This is a genomic window from Kitasatospora sp. NPDC051853 (assembly GCF_044452665.1).
Lineage (GTDB): Bacteria > Actinomycetota > Actinomycetes > Streptomycetales > Streptomycetaceae > Kitasatospora.
The window spans coordinates 19,603-33,534 of record NZ_JBITBY010000025.1; the positions used below are offsets into that span (position 1 = coordinate 19,603).

Annotated in this window: 14 protein-coding genes; 5 read left to right on the forward strand and 9 right to left on the reverse strand. The window is 73.1% G+C overall.

Annotation, left to right across the window (positions count from 1 at the left end):
* Positions 1-14 precede the first annotated feature (14 nt).
* The 3 genes from ACIA8O_RS39635 to ACIA8O_RS39645 form a co-directional block, all read right to left on the reverse strand.
* Positions 15-776: an SDR family oxidoreductase gene (locus ACIA8O_RS39635; RefSeq protein WP_396298952.1), complete on the reverse strand. Its 762-nt coding sequence runs from the start codon at positions 774-776 to the stop codon at positions 15-17.
* Positions 777-815: 39 nt separating this feature from the next.
* Positions 816-1,619 (reverse strand): SURF1 family protein, encoded by an 804-nt coding sequence (locus ACIA8O_RS39640; RefSeq protein ID WP_396298953.1) that lies wholly within the window; start codon positions 1,617-1,619, stop codon positions 816-818.
* Between the two features lie 214 nt (positions 1,620-1,833).
* A complete protein-coding gene (locus ACIA8O_RS39645; RefSeq protein WP_396298954.1) occupies positions 1,834-2,823 on the reverse strand; it encodes a DEDDh family exonuclease in 990 nt (329 codons plus the stop codon).
* A gap of 175 nt (positions 2,824-2,998) precedes the next feature.
* On the opposite strand from ACIA8O_RS39645, the gene ACIA8O_RS39650 reads away from it, so the two are divergent.
* From ACIA8O_RS39650 to moaA, 4 genes are all read left to right on the forward strand, one after another.
* On the forward strand, positions 2,999-4,042 hold the full coding sequence (locus ACIA8O_RS39650; RefSeq protein ID WP_396298955.1) for a zinc-dependent alcohol dehydrogenase family protein: 1,044 nt from the start codon (positions 2,999-3,001) through the stop codon (positions 4,040-4,042).
* Between the two features lie 201 nt (positions 4,043-4,243).
* Positions 4,244-4,600: a DUF485 domain-containing protein gene (locus ACIA8O_RS39655; RefSeq protein ID WP_396298956.1), complete on the forward strand. Its 357-nt coding sequence runs from the start codon at positions 4,244-4,246 to the stop codon at positions 4,598-4,600.
* Complete coding sequence (locus ACIA8O_RS39660; protein WP_396298957.1) at positions 4,597-6,222, forward strand: cation acetate symporter; 1,626 nt, start codon at positions 4,597-4,599, stop codon at positions 6,220-6,222. The genes ACIA8O_RS39655 and ACIA8O_RS39660 overlap by 4 nt, the downstream gene beginning before the upstream one ends.
* A gap of 141 nt (positions 6,223-6,363) precedes the next feature.
* Positions 6,364-7,353: a GTP 3',8-cyclase MoaA gene (gene moaA, locus ACIA8O_RS39665; protein ID WP_396298958.1), complete on the forward strand. Its 990-nt coding sequence runs from the start codon at positions 6,364-6,366 to the stop codon at positions 7,351-7,353.
* A 69-nt stretch (positions 7,354-7,422) separates the two neighbouring features.
* On the opposite strand, the gene ACIA8O_RS39670 is transcribed toward moaA, so the two are convergent.
* Positions 7,423-7,680 carry a hypothetical protein gene (locus tag ACIA8O_RS39670; protein ID WP_396298959.1) on the reverse strand — a complete coding sequence of 86 codons (258 nt, stop codon included), beginning with the start codon at positions 7,678-7,680 and terminating at the stop codon, positions 7,423-7,425.
* A 219-nt stretch (positions 7,681-7,899) separates the two neighbouring features.
* Positions 7,900-8,229, reverse strand: a complete 330-nt coding sequence (locus tag ACIA8O_RS39675) for a DUF3099 domain-containing protein (RefSeq protein WP_396298960.1) — start codon at positions 8,227-8,229, stop codon at positions 7,900-7,902.
* Positions 8,230-8,427: 198 nt separating this feature from the next.
* On the opposite strand from ACIA8O_RS39675, the gene ACIA8O_RS39680 reads away from it, so the two are divergent.
* The gene (locus tag ACIA8O_RS39680) at positions 8,428-8,694 is read left to right on the forward strand and encodes a GlsB/YeaQ/YmgE family stress response membrane protein (protein WP_396298961.1); all 267 of its coding nucleotides are present in this window, start codon (positions 8,428-8,430) and stop codon (positions 8,692-8,694) included.
* A 23-nt stretch (positions 8,695-8,717) separates the two neighbouring features.
* Here the strand turns inward: ACIA8O_RS39680 and ACIA8O_RS39685 are convergent, their stop codons facing one another.
* From ACIA8O_RS39685 to ACIA8O_RS39700, 4 genes are all read right to left on the reverse strand, one after another.
* Positions 8,718-9,269, reverse strand: a complete 552-nt coding sequence (locus tag ACIA8O_RS39685; RefSeq protein ID WP_396298962.1) for an RNA 2'-phosphotransferase — start codon at positions 9,267-9,269, stop codon at positions 8,718-8,720.
* Between the two features lie 14 nt (positions 9,270-9,283).
* Positions 9,284-10,681, reverse strand: a complete 1,398-nt coding sequence (locus ACIA8O_RS39690) for a metallopeptidase TldD-related protein (protein WP_396298963.1) — start codon at positions 10,679-10,681, stop codon at positions 9,284-9,286.
* Complete coding sequence (locus tag ACIA8O_RS39695; RefSeq protein ID WP_396298964.1) at positions 10,681-12,234, reverse strand: TldD/PmbA family protein; 1,554 nt, start codon at positions 12,232-12,234, stop codon at positions 10,681-10,683. The genes ACIA8O_RS39690 and ACIA8O_RS39695 overlap by 1 nt, the downstream gene beginning before the upstream one ends.
* 113 nt (positions 12,235-12,347) lie before the next feature.
* On the reverse strand, positions 12,348-13,916 hold the full coding sequence (locus tag ACIA8O_RS39700; RefSeq protein WP_396298965.1) for a serine/threonine-protein kinase: 1,569 nt from the start codon (positions 13,914-13,916) through the stop codon (positions 12,348-12,350).
* Between the last annotated feature and the right edge of the window lie 16 nt (positions 13,917-13,932).

Genomic DNA, 13,932 nt, shown 5'->3' on the forward strand with positions numbered 1-13,932 from the left:
GCGGGGCGGGGGCGTCAGAGGCCGCGTACGGCGCCGCCGTCGACGGGGATCATCACGCCGGTCAGGTAGGAGGCGGCGGGGGAGAGGGCGAAGGCGGCGACCTTGCCGAACTCCTCCGGGGTGCCGTAGCGGCCGAGCGGGATGGTGGCCGCGGCCCGGGCCTGGGCGGCGGCCGGGTCACCGCTGAGGGCGTCCAGCTCGCGCAGGCGGTCGGTGGCGATCCGGCCGGGCAGCAGGCCGAGCACCCGGATGCCGCGCGGGCCCAGCTCGTCGGCCAGCGACTTGGCGGCCATCGCCAGACCCGGCCGCAGGCCGTTGGAGATGCCGAGGCCGGGCACCGGCTGGCGGACCGAGGTGGAGAGCACGAAGGCGATCACCCCGCCCTCGGTGAGCGAAGCGGCGGCGGTGCGGGCGATCCGCAGCGCGCCGAGCACCACGGACTCGAAGGCCGACTGCCACTGCGCCTCGGTGGTCTCCAGCACCGTCCCGGCCGCCGGGCCGCCCACGCTGACCAGGACGCCGTCCAGACGGCCGAACTCGGCGACCGCCGCGTGGATCAGCTGGGCCGCCGCGCCGGGGTCCGCGTTGTCCGCCGCCACGCCGTGCACCCGGCCGGGGGCGGCCAGGGCGTTGACCGCCGAGTCCACCGCCTCCTTGGTGCGGCCGCTGACCACCACCTGGGCGCCGTCCGCGAGCAGCTCGCGCGCGGTGGCGAACCCGAGGCCCCGGGTCGCCCCGGTGACCACGTACACCTTGTCCTGAAGTCCGAGATCCATGGGGCACATCCTGCCGCACCCCGGGCCCCGGACGGAGCGTCAGGTGCTGACCGGTTCCGCCGCCGGGGCCTCCGCGGCCTTGGCCGCGGCCGCGGCGCGGTCACGGGCCTCGCGGCGGGCCAGCACCACCAGACCGACCGGCACCAGGCCGGCGAACAGCCACCACTGGACGGCGTACGCCATGTGCGGGCCGATCGAGGAGTGGTCGGGCTCGGCGAGCAGCGTGGGCGAGTCGCCCTGGCCCGGGGTGGAGGCGGTCAGCTCGACGAAGCCGCCGAGCACGGGGGTGCCGAGGCGTTCCGCCTGCTCGGTGCTGCTGATCAGCTGGTACTGACGGTCCGGCAGCTTGCCGCGGGCCTTGAGGCTCCTGCTCTCGGCGGACTCGTCGGCACGCAGGCGGCCCGTGACGGTCACCTGCCCGGCGGGCGGGGCCGGAACGGTGGGGTAGCTGGTGGCGTCGCCGGCCGAGTCCACCCAGCCGCGGTTGACCAGGACGGTGCCGGCACCGTCGGCCAGCCGGAGCGGGGTGATCACGAAGTAGCCGATGCTGCTGCCGCCGGGCTCGGTCCGGTTGCGGATCACGAACTCGGCCGCCGGGTCGTACTGGCCGGTGGCGTTGACGGTCCGCCACGTGAGGTCCTTCGGCACGGCCGCACCGGGGCGCGACAACGAGTCGAACGGGACGGCGGGGGCGGTCAGGCTCTGCGCGATCAACTCGTTCCGGGCCACCCGGGCCTCGTGCCGGTGGTACTGCCAGAAGCCCAGCCGGACCATGGTCGGGATCAGCAGCAGCACGAACAGGACGATCAACGCCCAGCGCCGGGACAGCAGAAAACGGTACACATCGGCAAACTACGCGCACTCACAAGTCGATCACACACCGGGGTCGGCAAGTGGACCGGCAGGGCAGCGACCCAGGGGCGCGAGGAACTGCGCGCGGGGGAACGGCAGCGCGTGCAACTGGCTCGCCTGCCCCGATCTCACGCTGGTCCGCCTTCCGGACTCGCGCAGTTCCCCGCGCCCCTGGGTCGCTGCCCTCCCGAGCGCCGTTCTCCAGCTACTCCGAGTGGGGAGCGACCTCGCGGAGGAGGTGGAGGAAGGCGTCCTCCCCGATCACCGGGGTGCCGTACTCGCGGGCCTTGCGGGCCTTGCCGCTCCAGCTGTCGGCCTCGTTGGTGACCAGGAGGCTGGTGAGGCGGCTGACGGAGGAGGCGATGTGCAGGCCGGCCTCGATGGCGCGGTCCTCCAGCAGTTCGCGGTCGGTGGCGGTGTCGCCGGTGATGGCGACCCGCATGCCCTGCATCAGGGGGCGGCCGTCGACCCAGCGTCCGGGGTTGGGGTAGGGGCAGGCGGGGCGCTTGCGGCTGGGGCGGTAGGAGGAGCCGTAGGAGCGGCCGGCGACGGCCGGGCCGGGGGAGTCGTCGAAGTCGGTGACGGCGACGCAGGTGGTGAGCGGGAGCGGGATGCCGAACTGGCGGGCCAGCTGGAGGCTGGGCCGGAAGGCCTCGGCCAGGACGCGGGCGTCGTCGAGGGCGTTGTGGGCCTGGCGCTGCTGGACGTCGAAGTGGGCGGCCAGGCTGGCCAGCTTGCCGTTGGGCAGCGGCAGGCCGAGGTCGCGGGAGAGCACCATGGTGCAGATCCGCTGCTCGACCGGGGCGCGCAGCCCGGCGCGGGAGAACTCGCGCGAGATCATGTTCCAGTCGAAGAGCGCGTTGTGGGCGACCATCACCCGCCCGGCCAGCCGCTCGCTGAACTCGGCGGCCACCTCGGGGAAGGTCGGGGCGTCGGCCAGGGCCGCGCTGGTGAGGCCGTGGATCCAGGTCGGGCCCGGGTCGCGCTGGGGGTTGACCAGGGTGTACCAGTGGTCGGTCACCTCGCCGTGCGCGTCCAGCTGGTAGACACCGGCGGAGATCACCCGGTCCTGCCGGCCGAGGCCGGTGGTCTCGACGTCGACCACGGCGAAGCCGGGGCCGTCCTCGGGGGTGCGCTGGGCCGGGAACGGCGGGGCCCAGGAGGGCTCGTCGTCCGGGGGCTGGATCGCGTACATGGTGAACCACTTTAAGGGCGCGCGCCCACACCGATGGCCGAACGGCCCTTTCAGGGGCGGTGGGGGCCCGGAAAGTGGCGTATCCGACATCGGGATCCATCAGGAATACCGTGGGGGAGGAAGAACGTCCTACCGGGCGGCACCACCGGAACACCAGCACGAAGGAAGACCCCTCATGCGCGCCACCGTCATCCACGGCCCCCACGACATCCGCATCGAGGAGGTGCCGGACCCACAGGTCCGGCAGCCCACCGACGCGGTGGTCCGGGTGCTGAACGCCTGCATCTGCGGCAGCGACCTCTGGGCGTACCGCGGGGTGGCGAAGCGTCAGCCCGGCCAGCGGATCGGGCACGAGTTCCTCGGCGTGGTCGAGGCGGTCGGCTCCGAGGTCTCCACGGTGAGGGCGGGCGACCTGGTGGTGGCCCCCTTCGTCTGGTCCGACGGCGTCTGCGACTACTGCCGCGAGGGCCTGCAGACCTCCTGCCCGCACGGCGGCTTCTGGGGCGAGCCGGGTTCGGACGGCGGCCAGGGCGAGGCCGTCCGGGTGCCGTTCGCGGACGGCACCCTGGTGCCGCTGCCCAAGGAGGCGGCCACCGACGAGGCGCTGCTGCCGCACCTGCTGGCGCTCTCCGACGTGATGAGCACCGGCCACCACGCGGCGCTGGCGGCGGGCGTGCGCCCGGGGGCCACCGTCGCGGTGGTCGGGGACGGCGCGGTCGGCCTGTGCGGCGTGCTGGCGGCGCACCGCCTGGGCGCCGGGCGGATCATCGCGCTCGGCCGGCACGAGGCCCGCACCGCGATCGCCCGCAAGTTCGGCGCCACCGACGTGGTGGCCGAGCGCGGCGAGGCCGCGGTCGAGGCGGTCCGCGAGCTGACCGGTGGTCAGGGCGCGCACGCCGTGCTGGAGGCGGTCGGCACCGAGGAGTCGATGCGCACCGCCATCTCGATCACCCGGGACGGCGGCGGGGTCGGCTACGTCGGCGTGCCGCACGGCGGCAGCGCAGGCGTGGACATCAGCCAGATGTTCAACCGCAACGTCCGCCTCGGCGGCGGCGTCGCCCCGGCCCGCGCGTACATCCCCGAGCTGCTCGCGGACGTGCTGGCCGGGAAGATCGAGCCCGGCCTGGTCTTCGACCGCACCGTCGGCCTGGACGGCGTGCCGGAGGGCTACCGGGCGATGGAGGACCGCGAGGCGCTGAAGGTCCGCATCAGCTTCTGAGGGGCCGACGTCTGACACGGCGTCAAGAAGGCGGTACCGCTGCGGCGGTACCGCCTTCTTGATGTTGTGCGGTCCAACCTCGGCCCGGGGTCTGTCGTGCCCGCCTCAGCAGGCCCTACCATGCAGCGGCATCGCGACTGTGACGCCCCTCACGTCCATTCGTTCCCCACTGTGCCGCCGACACATCACAGGAGACGCCGAGTGGAAACCCCATCAACTGCCGAGAGCGCGACGCCCACGGAAGTCCAACTCATCGAACAGAGCGAGGAGTTCGCCGCCCTGAGGAGGGCGTTCCGGGGGTTCGTCTTCCCGGTCACGGCGGGCTTCCTGCTCTGGTACCTGCTGTACGTGCTGCTCTCCAGCTACGCCCACGACTTCATGGCGATCAAGCTCTTCGGCGCGGTCAACATGGCCCTGCTGCTCGGCCTGCTCCAGTTCGCCTCCACCTTCGGCATCGCCGCCTGGTACGCCCGGTACGCGGACCGCCGACTCGACCCGAAGGCCGCCGCGATCCGCGAGCGCGCCACCGTCGTGAGCCCGCGGGAGGCCGCCGAATGAACGCCCTCGCCACGACCCAGCTGGCCACCGCGGCCACCGAGCACCGCGGCCTGACCATGACCCTGTTCGGCCTCTTCGTGCTCGCCACCCTGGGCATCACGATCTGGGCCGGCCGGCAGACCAACGACGCCGCCGACTTCTACGCCGGGGGCCGCGGCTTCACCGGCTTCCAGAACGGCCTGGCGATCTCCGGCGACTACATGTCCGCCGCCTCCTTCCTCGGCATCGCCGGGGCCATCGCGCTCTTCGGCTACGACGGCTTCCTCTACTCCATCGGCTTCCTGGTGGCCTGGCTGGTCGCCCTGCTGCTGGTGGCCGAGCCGCTGCGCAACTCCGGCCGCTACACCATGGCCGACGTGCTGGCCTTCCGGATGCGCCAGCGCCCGGTGCGCACCGCCGCCGGGATCTCCACCATCGTGGTGTCGATCTTCTACCTGCTGGCCCAGATGGTCGGCGCCGGTTCGCTGGTCGCCCTGCTGCTCGGGGTGAGCGGGGACGGCGCCAAGCGCTGGACCATCGTCGCGGTCGGCGCGCTGATGGTGATCTACGTCGCCATCGGCGGCATGAAGGGCACCACCTGGGTGCAGATCGTCAAGGCCGTGCTGCTGATCGCGGGCACCGCGCTGATGACCGTCCTGGTGCTGGCCAAGTTCGACTTCAACGTCTCGCACCTGCTGCAGGCCGCCGCCGACCAGGCGGGCAAGGGCTCGGCCTTCCTGGAGCCCGGCCTCAAGTACGGGGCCACCGGCACCAGCAAGCTGGACTTCCTCAGCCTGGGCCTGGCCCTGGTGCTCGGCACCGCCGGCCTGCCGCACATCCTGGTCCGCTTCTACACCGTGCCCACCGCCAAGGCGGCCCGGAAGTCGGTGCTCTGGGCGATCGGCATCATCGGCGGCTTCTACCTGATGACCCTGGCGCTGGGCTTCGGCGCCGCCGCCCTGGTCGGCCCGAAGACCATCAAGGCCTCCAACGCGGCGGGCAACACCGCCGCCCCGCTGCTCGCCGAGAACCTCGGCGGCGGGGCCGGGACCACCGGTGGCGCGATCCTGCTGGCCGTCATCTCGGCCGTCGCTTTCGCCACCATCCTGGCCGTGGTGGCCGGGCTCACCCTGGCCTCCTCGGCCTCCTTCGCCCACGACCTGTGGGCCAACGTGATCCGCAAGGGCAAGGCGGACGAGAAGGAGGAGGTCCGCTCGGCCAAGCTGGCCGCGATCGGCATCGGCGCGGTGGCGATCGTGCTCAGCCTGTTCGCCGACAAGCTCAACACCGCCGCCCTGGTGGCGCTGGCCTTCGCGGTGGCCGCCTCGGCCAACCTGCCCACCCTGCTCTACTCGCTGTTCTGGAAGCGGTTCAACACCACCGGCGCGGTCAGCTCGGTCTACGCCGGTCTGGTCAGCTCGGTCGTCCTGGTGTTCTTCTCCACCGTGGTCTCCGGCGGCAAGAACTCGCTCTTCCCGCACAGCGACTTCCACTGGTTCCCACTGGAGAACCCGGGCCTGGTCTCCATCCCGATCGGCTTCCTGGCCGGCTGGCTGGGCACCGTGCTCGCCAAGGAGAAGGCCGACCCTGCCAAGGCCGCCGAGCTGGAGGTCCGCTCGCTCACCGGCCTGGGTGCACACTGACAGGGAGCTGACCTAGTCGCAGCCGGTCGGTCCGCCCACCGGATAAGGACGCGGCCGTGAGGGATCACGGCGTTAAGCTGGCCCGGCCCGCCGACACCGGCGGCCGGGCCAGTCGCGCTCCAGGGAAGGGGGCCGAGCTCCGTGCTCCTCGACACCTATGGTCGGCAGGCCGTGGACCTCAGGGTCTCCCTGACCGACCGCTGCAACCTCCGCTGCACCTACTGCATGCCCGAGGAGGGCCTGCAGTGGCTGGGCAAGAGCGACCTGCTGACGGACGAGGAGATCGTCCGCCTGGTCTCGCTCGCGGTGCGCGAACTCGGCGTGCGGGAGGTCCGGTTCACCGGCGGCGAGCCGCTGCTGCGCCCCGGCCTGGTGGGCATCGTCGCCGCCTGCGCAGCGCTGGAGCCCCGCCCCGAGCTCTCCCTCACCACCAACGGCATCGGCCTGGCCCGCACCGCGACCGCCCTCAAGGCGGCCGGCCTGGACCGCGTCAACGTCTCGCTGGACACCCTGGACCCGGAGCTCTTCCACACCCTGACGCGCCGTCACCGGCACCACGACGTGCTGGACGGCCTGGCCGCCGCCGAGGCCGCCGGGCTCACCCCGGTCAAGCTCAACGCGGTGCTGATGCGCGGGGTCAACGAGCACGAGGCGCCCGCTCTGCTCGGCTGGTGCCTGGAGCGCGGGTACCAGCTGCGCTTCATCGAGCAGATGCCGCTGGACGCCCAGCACGGCTGGGACCGCTCGCAGATGGTCACCGCCGAGGAGATCCTGGAGCGGCTGCGCACCCGCTTCGAGCTCACCCCAGAACCCTCCTCGGTCCGCGGCGCAGCCCCGGCCGAGCGCTGGCTGGTGGACGGCGGCCCGGCCACCGTGGGCGTGATCGCCTCGGTCACCCGGCCGTTCTGCCGGGCCTGCGACCGCACCCGGCTGACCGCCGACGGCCAGGTCCGCAACTGCCTCTTCGCGACCGGGGAGACGGACCTGCGCACCGCCCTGCGGGACGGCTCCGGCGACGCCGAACTGGCCGCGCTCTGGCGGGCGGCGATGTGGGGCAAGAAGGCCGGTGCGGGGATCGACGACCCGGACTTCCTCCAGCCCGACCGGCCGATGTCCGCCATTGGCGGCTGACGACACAGTCGCCGTCGGCGGCTGACGGCGCAGTCGCCATCGGCGGCCGAGCGGGGGGCTGAGGGGCCGTCAGGCCCCTTCGGTGTCCTGCCAGTCGGCGAGGGCGACGGTGTCCTTCAGGAAGCCCCGCACGCCGAGGAACTGGCCCAGGCTCTCCTGGTGGTCCTCACAGGCGAGCCAGGTCTTCTTGCGGTCCGGGGTGTGCAGCTTGGGGTTGTTCCACACCAGCACCCACGCGGCGGGCTTCCGGCAGCCCTTGGCCGAGCAGACCGGCGGGCCCTCCGGGCCGTCCGCCGGGCCGAAGAGGTTGATCGAGGGGCTGTCCATGGAGCTGCCGTTCCCAGTACCCGAGCACGACGACGCCGGGCAGCCACGGGGGGAGCCGCCCGGCGTCGGTCAGTCGCTCCGACGGGGGATGCGGAGCGCGTACGCAGTATGTCACGCCGGACCGCCCGCGTGGCTAGGTCCGCCGAGATTAATCTGAGCTTGTTCTGAGCTTTCTGTCCGGCAAATCCGCTGAACAGCAGTCAAACCGGGCATGGAGCCTCAGGAACGGGTCTGGTCGCCGCCACCGCCGGAGCCCCCAGGGCCCAGCATCAGGGGGGTGTCGGCCGGGATCGCGAAGGTGCTCGGCAGGCCCGGGGCCTTCTCCCGGCCCGCGTTGGCGATCAGCACGGCGAAGTACGGCAGCAGCACCGCGCCGGCCAGCGCGCCGTACGCGACGAACCGCTCGACGTTCCACATCGCCACCGCGAGCAGCACGCAGAGGGTGCGCGCCAGCATCGAGATCACGTAGCGCCGCTGGCGGCCGCGGACGTCCTCGCTCAGACTGCTCCGCGCCCGGGTGATCCGGAAGACCTCGTCCCGTTTGCCCATGCCTCTAACCGTCCTCGTCAGCCCCCGCACTCCGGCCCGGTGCGGCGTTCTCACGGTACGCCCGCTGACGCCCGGCGAGGAGGGTGGGGGCACGGGAACGGCCCACCCGGGGTGCGGGTGGGCCGGACGGGGCAAAAACTGTGGTCCACGGGAGGAGCACCGCCGAGGGTCGGCGGCCGCGGCCTCCGGGAGCTGACTATGTGGGCGATCATCTCGGCGCTGATCGAGGGTCTGATCCTGGGCGGCATCGCCCGGTTGCTGATCCCGGGGAAGCAGGACATCCCGGTCTGGCTGACCATGGTGCTCGGCATGGTCGGGGCGATCATCGGGAACCTGGTGGCGCACCTGTTCGGGGTGGCCGACACCCGGGGCTTCGACTGGTGGCGGCACGCCTTCCAGCTCGGCGCCGCGGTGCTGCTGATCGTGGTGGTGGCGCCGGTCTGGGGTGCTCGCAAGAAGTCCTGACCGGCGCCTGACGTGACGCGGCCTCAGGCGGGCAGCTGCCCCAGGTAGCCGGGCGGTACGGCGTCGGTCAGCCAGACGCCGTTCGCGGAGATCCGGAACTCGTGCCCGGCCGCGTGCAGGCCCGCCGCGTCCACCGTGAGCACCACCGGACGGCCGTGCCGGGAACCGACCCGCACGGCCGTCTCGGTGTCCGCCGACAGGTGGACGTCCTGACGGCTCATCGGACGCAGGCCCTCGCGGAAGATCGCGTCCAGGTTCGTCCCGGTGGTGCCGTGGTAGAGCACCGCCGGGGGCTCGGCGGCGGCCAGACCGAGGTCGACCGCCACCGAGTGCCCCTGGCTGGCCCGGATCGCCGAGCCGTCCTCCGAGTACGCGAAGCGCTTCTTGTTGTTGTTCGCCACCACGTGGTCCAGCTCGTCCCGGGTGATCCGGGTGCCCTTGCGGGCCAGGGCGGCGAGCAGGGTGTCCACCGGGACCCACCCGGCCTCGTCCAGCGCGATGCCGATCGAGGCCGGGTCGTGCCTCAGGACCCGGGAGAGGGTCTTGGAGACCCTCACGGTGCGCTTCTCGTCCACGGTTGATGCAGCTCCTAGCTCGCTTGGCTGACCGAGCTCATGTTGAAGTCCGGCACCCGGACCGGCGGCATGGCCGCCCGGGTGAACCAGTCGCCCCACTCGCGGGGGAGGCAGGGCTCGGTCCTGCCCGCCTCGGTGATGCGGCCCAGCAGGTCCACGGGGGACTCGTTGAAGCGGAAGTTGTTCACCGCGCCGACGACCTCGCCGTTCTCCACCAGGTAGACGCCGTCCCGGGTCAGCCCGGTGAGCAGCAGGGTGGCGGGGTCGACCTCGCGGATGTACCAGAGGCAGGTGAGCAGGAGGCCGCGCTCGGTCCGGGCGATCATCTCGTCCAGGGTCGGGGCGGCGTCCTGGTCGGCCGTCTCCAGCACCAGGTTGTCGATCGCGGGGGTGAGCGGCAGGCCGGTCAGGCCGCTGGTGTGACGGGTGGTCAGCAGGTTGGCCAGCTCCCCGTCCTTGATCCAGTCGGTGGCGGCCAGCGGCTGGCCGTTGTCGAAGACCGAGCTGTCGCCGTCGGAGGAGTGCGCCAGCACGAACGGCGCCGCCTCCAGGCCCGGCTGCGCCGGGTCCGAACGGAGCGTCAGCGGCAGCGGGCTGAGCCGCTCGCCGACCCGGGTCTGCCCGCCGGCCTTGGAGAAGACCGTGCGGCCCTCGGCGGCGTCGCGGCCGCCGGAGGACCAGCTCAGGTAGACCATCAGGTCGGCCACGGCGGTCGGCGGCAGCAGGGTCTCGTACCGCCCGGCCGGGAGGTCGATCTTCTTGCGGCCCCAGCCGAGGCGCTTGGTGGCCTCGGCGTGCATCGCGGCCACGTCCACGTCGGCGAAGTCCCGGGTGGCGGCGCCGACCCAGGCGGAGGCCGACAGGTCCTCGGTCTTGGCGTTCAGCTCGACCGTGCCGGTGGGCTGGTCGTGGCGCAGCCGCAGGCCGGTGGAGGTGCCCAGGTAGCTGGAGACCACCTCGTGGCGGGCGAAGCCGTAGAGCAGCTGGCCCTCCTTGCGGGCCCGGGCGAAGGCCTCGCCGAGCGCCGGGGCGAAGGCGGCGAAGACCTCGATGGAGGTCTCGGCCGGGGGCGCCGTGAAGTCCGCCGACGGCTCGCGGGACGGCAGCAGCGGCTGGGCGTCCTCGGCCGGGCCGGCCTCGCGGGCGGCCGCCTCGGCGGCGCGGACCAGCGCCTCGACCTCGTCCGGGGTGACGGCCTCGGCGGCCACCACGCCGGAGGCGGTGCCCTCGGCACCGTCCACGGTGGCGATCACGGTGAGCCGGCGGCCCTTGGTGACCCCGTTGGTGGTCAGGGCGTTGCCGGCCCAGCGGAGGTTGGCGGTGGTCTCCTCGTCGGCGATGACCACGCAGCCATCGGCCTGCGAGAGTTCGAGCGCGCGCTCGACCAGTTCGTGCGGGTGGACGATGGGCATCAGTGACCCGCCTCCTGCTGGGTGTTGAGCACGTTGACGCCGCGGAAGAGCGCGGACGGGCAGCCGTGGCTGACGGCGGCGACCTGGCCGGGCTGGGCCTTGCCGCAGTTGAAGGCACCGCCGAGCACGTAGGTCTCGGGGCCGCCGACGGCGCTCATCGAGCCCCAGAAGTCCGTGGTGGTGGCCTGGTAGGCGAAGTCCTTGACCTGGCCCGCGAGTTCGCCGTTGCGGATGGCGAAGGCGCGCTGGCCGGTGAACTGGAAGTTGTACCGCTGCATGTCGATCGACCAGGAGCGGTCGCCGACGATGTAGAGGCCGTTCTCCACCTGGGAGATCAGCCCCTGGGTGTCGGGGCCGCCGGCCACCGGCTGGAGCGAGACGTTGGCCATCCGCTGCACCGGCACGTGGCCGGGGGAGTCGGCGAAGGCGCAGCCGTTGGAGCGGCCCAGACCCTTCTGCTTCGCCATCGCGCGGTCCAGCTGGTACCCCGTCAGGACGCCGTCCTTGACCAGGTCCCAGGACTGGGTGGCCACACCCTCGTCGTCGTAACCGATGGTGGAGAGGCCGTGCTCGGCGGTGCGGTCACCGGTGACGTGCATCAGCTCGGAGCCGTACTTCAGCGAGCCCAGCTTGTCGAAGGTGGCGAAGGAGGTGCCCGCGTAGGCGGCCTCGTAGCCCAGCGCGCGGTCCAGCTCGGTGGCGTGGCCGATCGACTCGTGGATGGTCAGCCAGAGGTTGGACGGGTCGACCACCAGGTCCAGGGGGCCGGCCGTGACGCTCGGGGCCTTCATCTTCTCGGCCAGCAGGCCGGGCAGCCCGTCCAGTTCGGCGTCCCAGTCCCAGCCGGTGCCGAGCAGGTACTCCCAGCCCCGGCCGACCGGCGGGGCGATGGTGCGCATCGAGTCGAAGGCGCCGGTGCGCTCGTCGACCGAGGTGGCCTCCAGGGTCGGGTGCAGCCGGATCCGCTGCTGGGTGGTGACGGTGCCCGCGGTGTCCGCGTAGAACTTGTTCTCCTGCACCGTCAGCAGGCTCGCCGAGACGTGCGAGACGCCGTCGGCGGCCAGCAGGCGGCGGCTCCAGTCGGCCAGCAGCGCGGTCTTCTCCGCGTCCGGCACCTCGAAGGGGTTCACCTCGTAGGAGGAGACCCAGGTGACGTCCGCGTGCACCGGCTCCTCGGCCAGCTCCACCAGGTCGGTGCCGCCGGCCGCCCGGCTGATCCCGCCGGACAGCTTCGCCACCGCGACGGCCTGCTCGGCCACCCGCTGCGCCGCCTCCGGGGTCAGGTCCACCCCGGCGGCGAAGCCCCAGGCGCCGTCCAGCAGCACCCGGACGGCGAAGCCCAGCTGCACCGTGTCGGAGGAGCCGGAGGGGCGGGCGTCACGCAGCCGCCAGGAGGCGGAGCGCACCCGCTCCAGACGGAAGTCGGCGTGCGAGACGCCGAGCTGCTTCGCCCGGCTCAGCGCGGCGTCGGCGAGGGTGCGCAGCGGGTAGGCGAGGAACAGCGGGTCGACGGCACGGCCTGTGGTGTGGCCGGCGCTGGGCGTCGGGGGCATCGGGCTCCCTGGGTCGGGGGACGATCGGAGGGTGGGGGAGCCCCGGACACGGGACACCCCGTACCGCATCATGGACCGCCGAGCCATTTCGGGCCAGCAGATTTCACGGCGGGTCAGCCCAGGTCGATCGAGCGGTTGACGTTGTCGTAGACGGTCCGGTTGTCGGCCGCCGGGCCGTCCTTGACGTTCTGTCGGACGAACCGGAAGGTCAGGTGGAGCACCCGGCCGTCCCGCACCAGGTACTGCTCGGTGGCCTCGTCGACCGGATCGTGGGACAGGCAGGGGTAGACGTCCTCGGCGAGGGTGCTGTACCGGTACTTGATCACCGAGGCGTCCAGGTCGCCGTGCAGCTCGGACTGCGGGCCGTGCACCGTCTCCACGTGGAAGTACTCCGGGGCGGGCTTCGACTCGGAGCAGAAGGTGCCCTGACCCTTCATCAGCAGGGCCAGCCGCTCCCGGGCGTACTGCTCGGCGCTCCTCTCCGCCTTCCCCTCGTCCTTCACCCGGATCTGCACCCGGCTGTCCGGGGAGGCCCAGTTCGCCTCCCTGAGGCCCAGGCTGGTGCTGTAGCCCTCCGGCACCGCGATGCCCAGGCCCAGCTGGTCGTAGCTGTGCGCGGTGTAGCCGGCCGGGACGCTCCTCGGCTCCGGCGGGCCGCCCAGCAGCCGCCACGCGCCGAGGCCGGCGGCGGTCAGCGCGGCCACCCCCGCGAGCGCGGCGCCGACCAGCAGCGGCCTCCGGCGCCACCGGGGCCGCGGAGCGGTGGGCCGTCCGGCGGCGCGCAGCGCGACGGTCGGGGCGGCCGGGCCGGGCAGCGGGGCGGCGACCACCTCGGTCGGGGTCGGCACCGCGGCCGGGAGGGCGAACAGGCGCTCCGCCTCGGCGGCGTCCGGGCGCCGGTCCGGGTCCCGGGAGAGCAGCGCGGTGATCACCCCGGTCAGCGGGCCGGCCCGGCGCGGCTCGGGCACCGGGTCCTGCACGACGGCCACCAGCGTGCTCTCGGCGGACAGCCGCCGGAACGGGTGGACGCCCTCCAGGGCCTCGTACAGCACCAGCCCGAGCGACCAGAGGTCGGCGGCCGGGCCCGGGCGGCGCCCGGCGGCCCGCTCGGGGGAGAGGTAGGGGACCGAGCCGACCAGCAGGCCGGTCCTGGTCAGGTCCACCCCGCCCTCCACCTGGGCGATGCCGAAGTCGGTCAGCACCAGCTCACCGGTGGGGGTGCGCATCACGTTGGCCGGCTTCACGTCCCGGTGCACCACCCCCGCCGCGTGCACCGCGGCCAGGGCGGCGGCCAGCTGACGCCCCGTCGAGGCGGCCTCGGCCACGTCCACGGTGCCCCGGGCCAGCCAGCTCTCCAGGCTCTCGCCCTCGATCAGCTCCATCACCAGCCAGGGCAGGCCGTCCACCGTCTCGATGTCGTGCACCCGGACCACGCCGGGGTGCCGGATCGCCGCGGCCGCCTGCGCCTCCCGCTCCATCCGGCGGCACAGCTCCGTCCGCTCCTGCTCGCCGACGCCGGGCGGCAGGGTCGGCTCCTTGACCGCGACCTGACGGTGCATCCGCTCGTCCTCGGCCCGCCAGACGGTGCCCATGCCGCCCCGGCCGAGCCGCTCCCGCAGGCGGTAGCGCCCGGCCAGCAGCGTGCCGGGCGTGGTGTTCGACGTTCCCCCGTACTCGTTCATGCCGGACATCTTGACG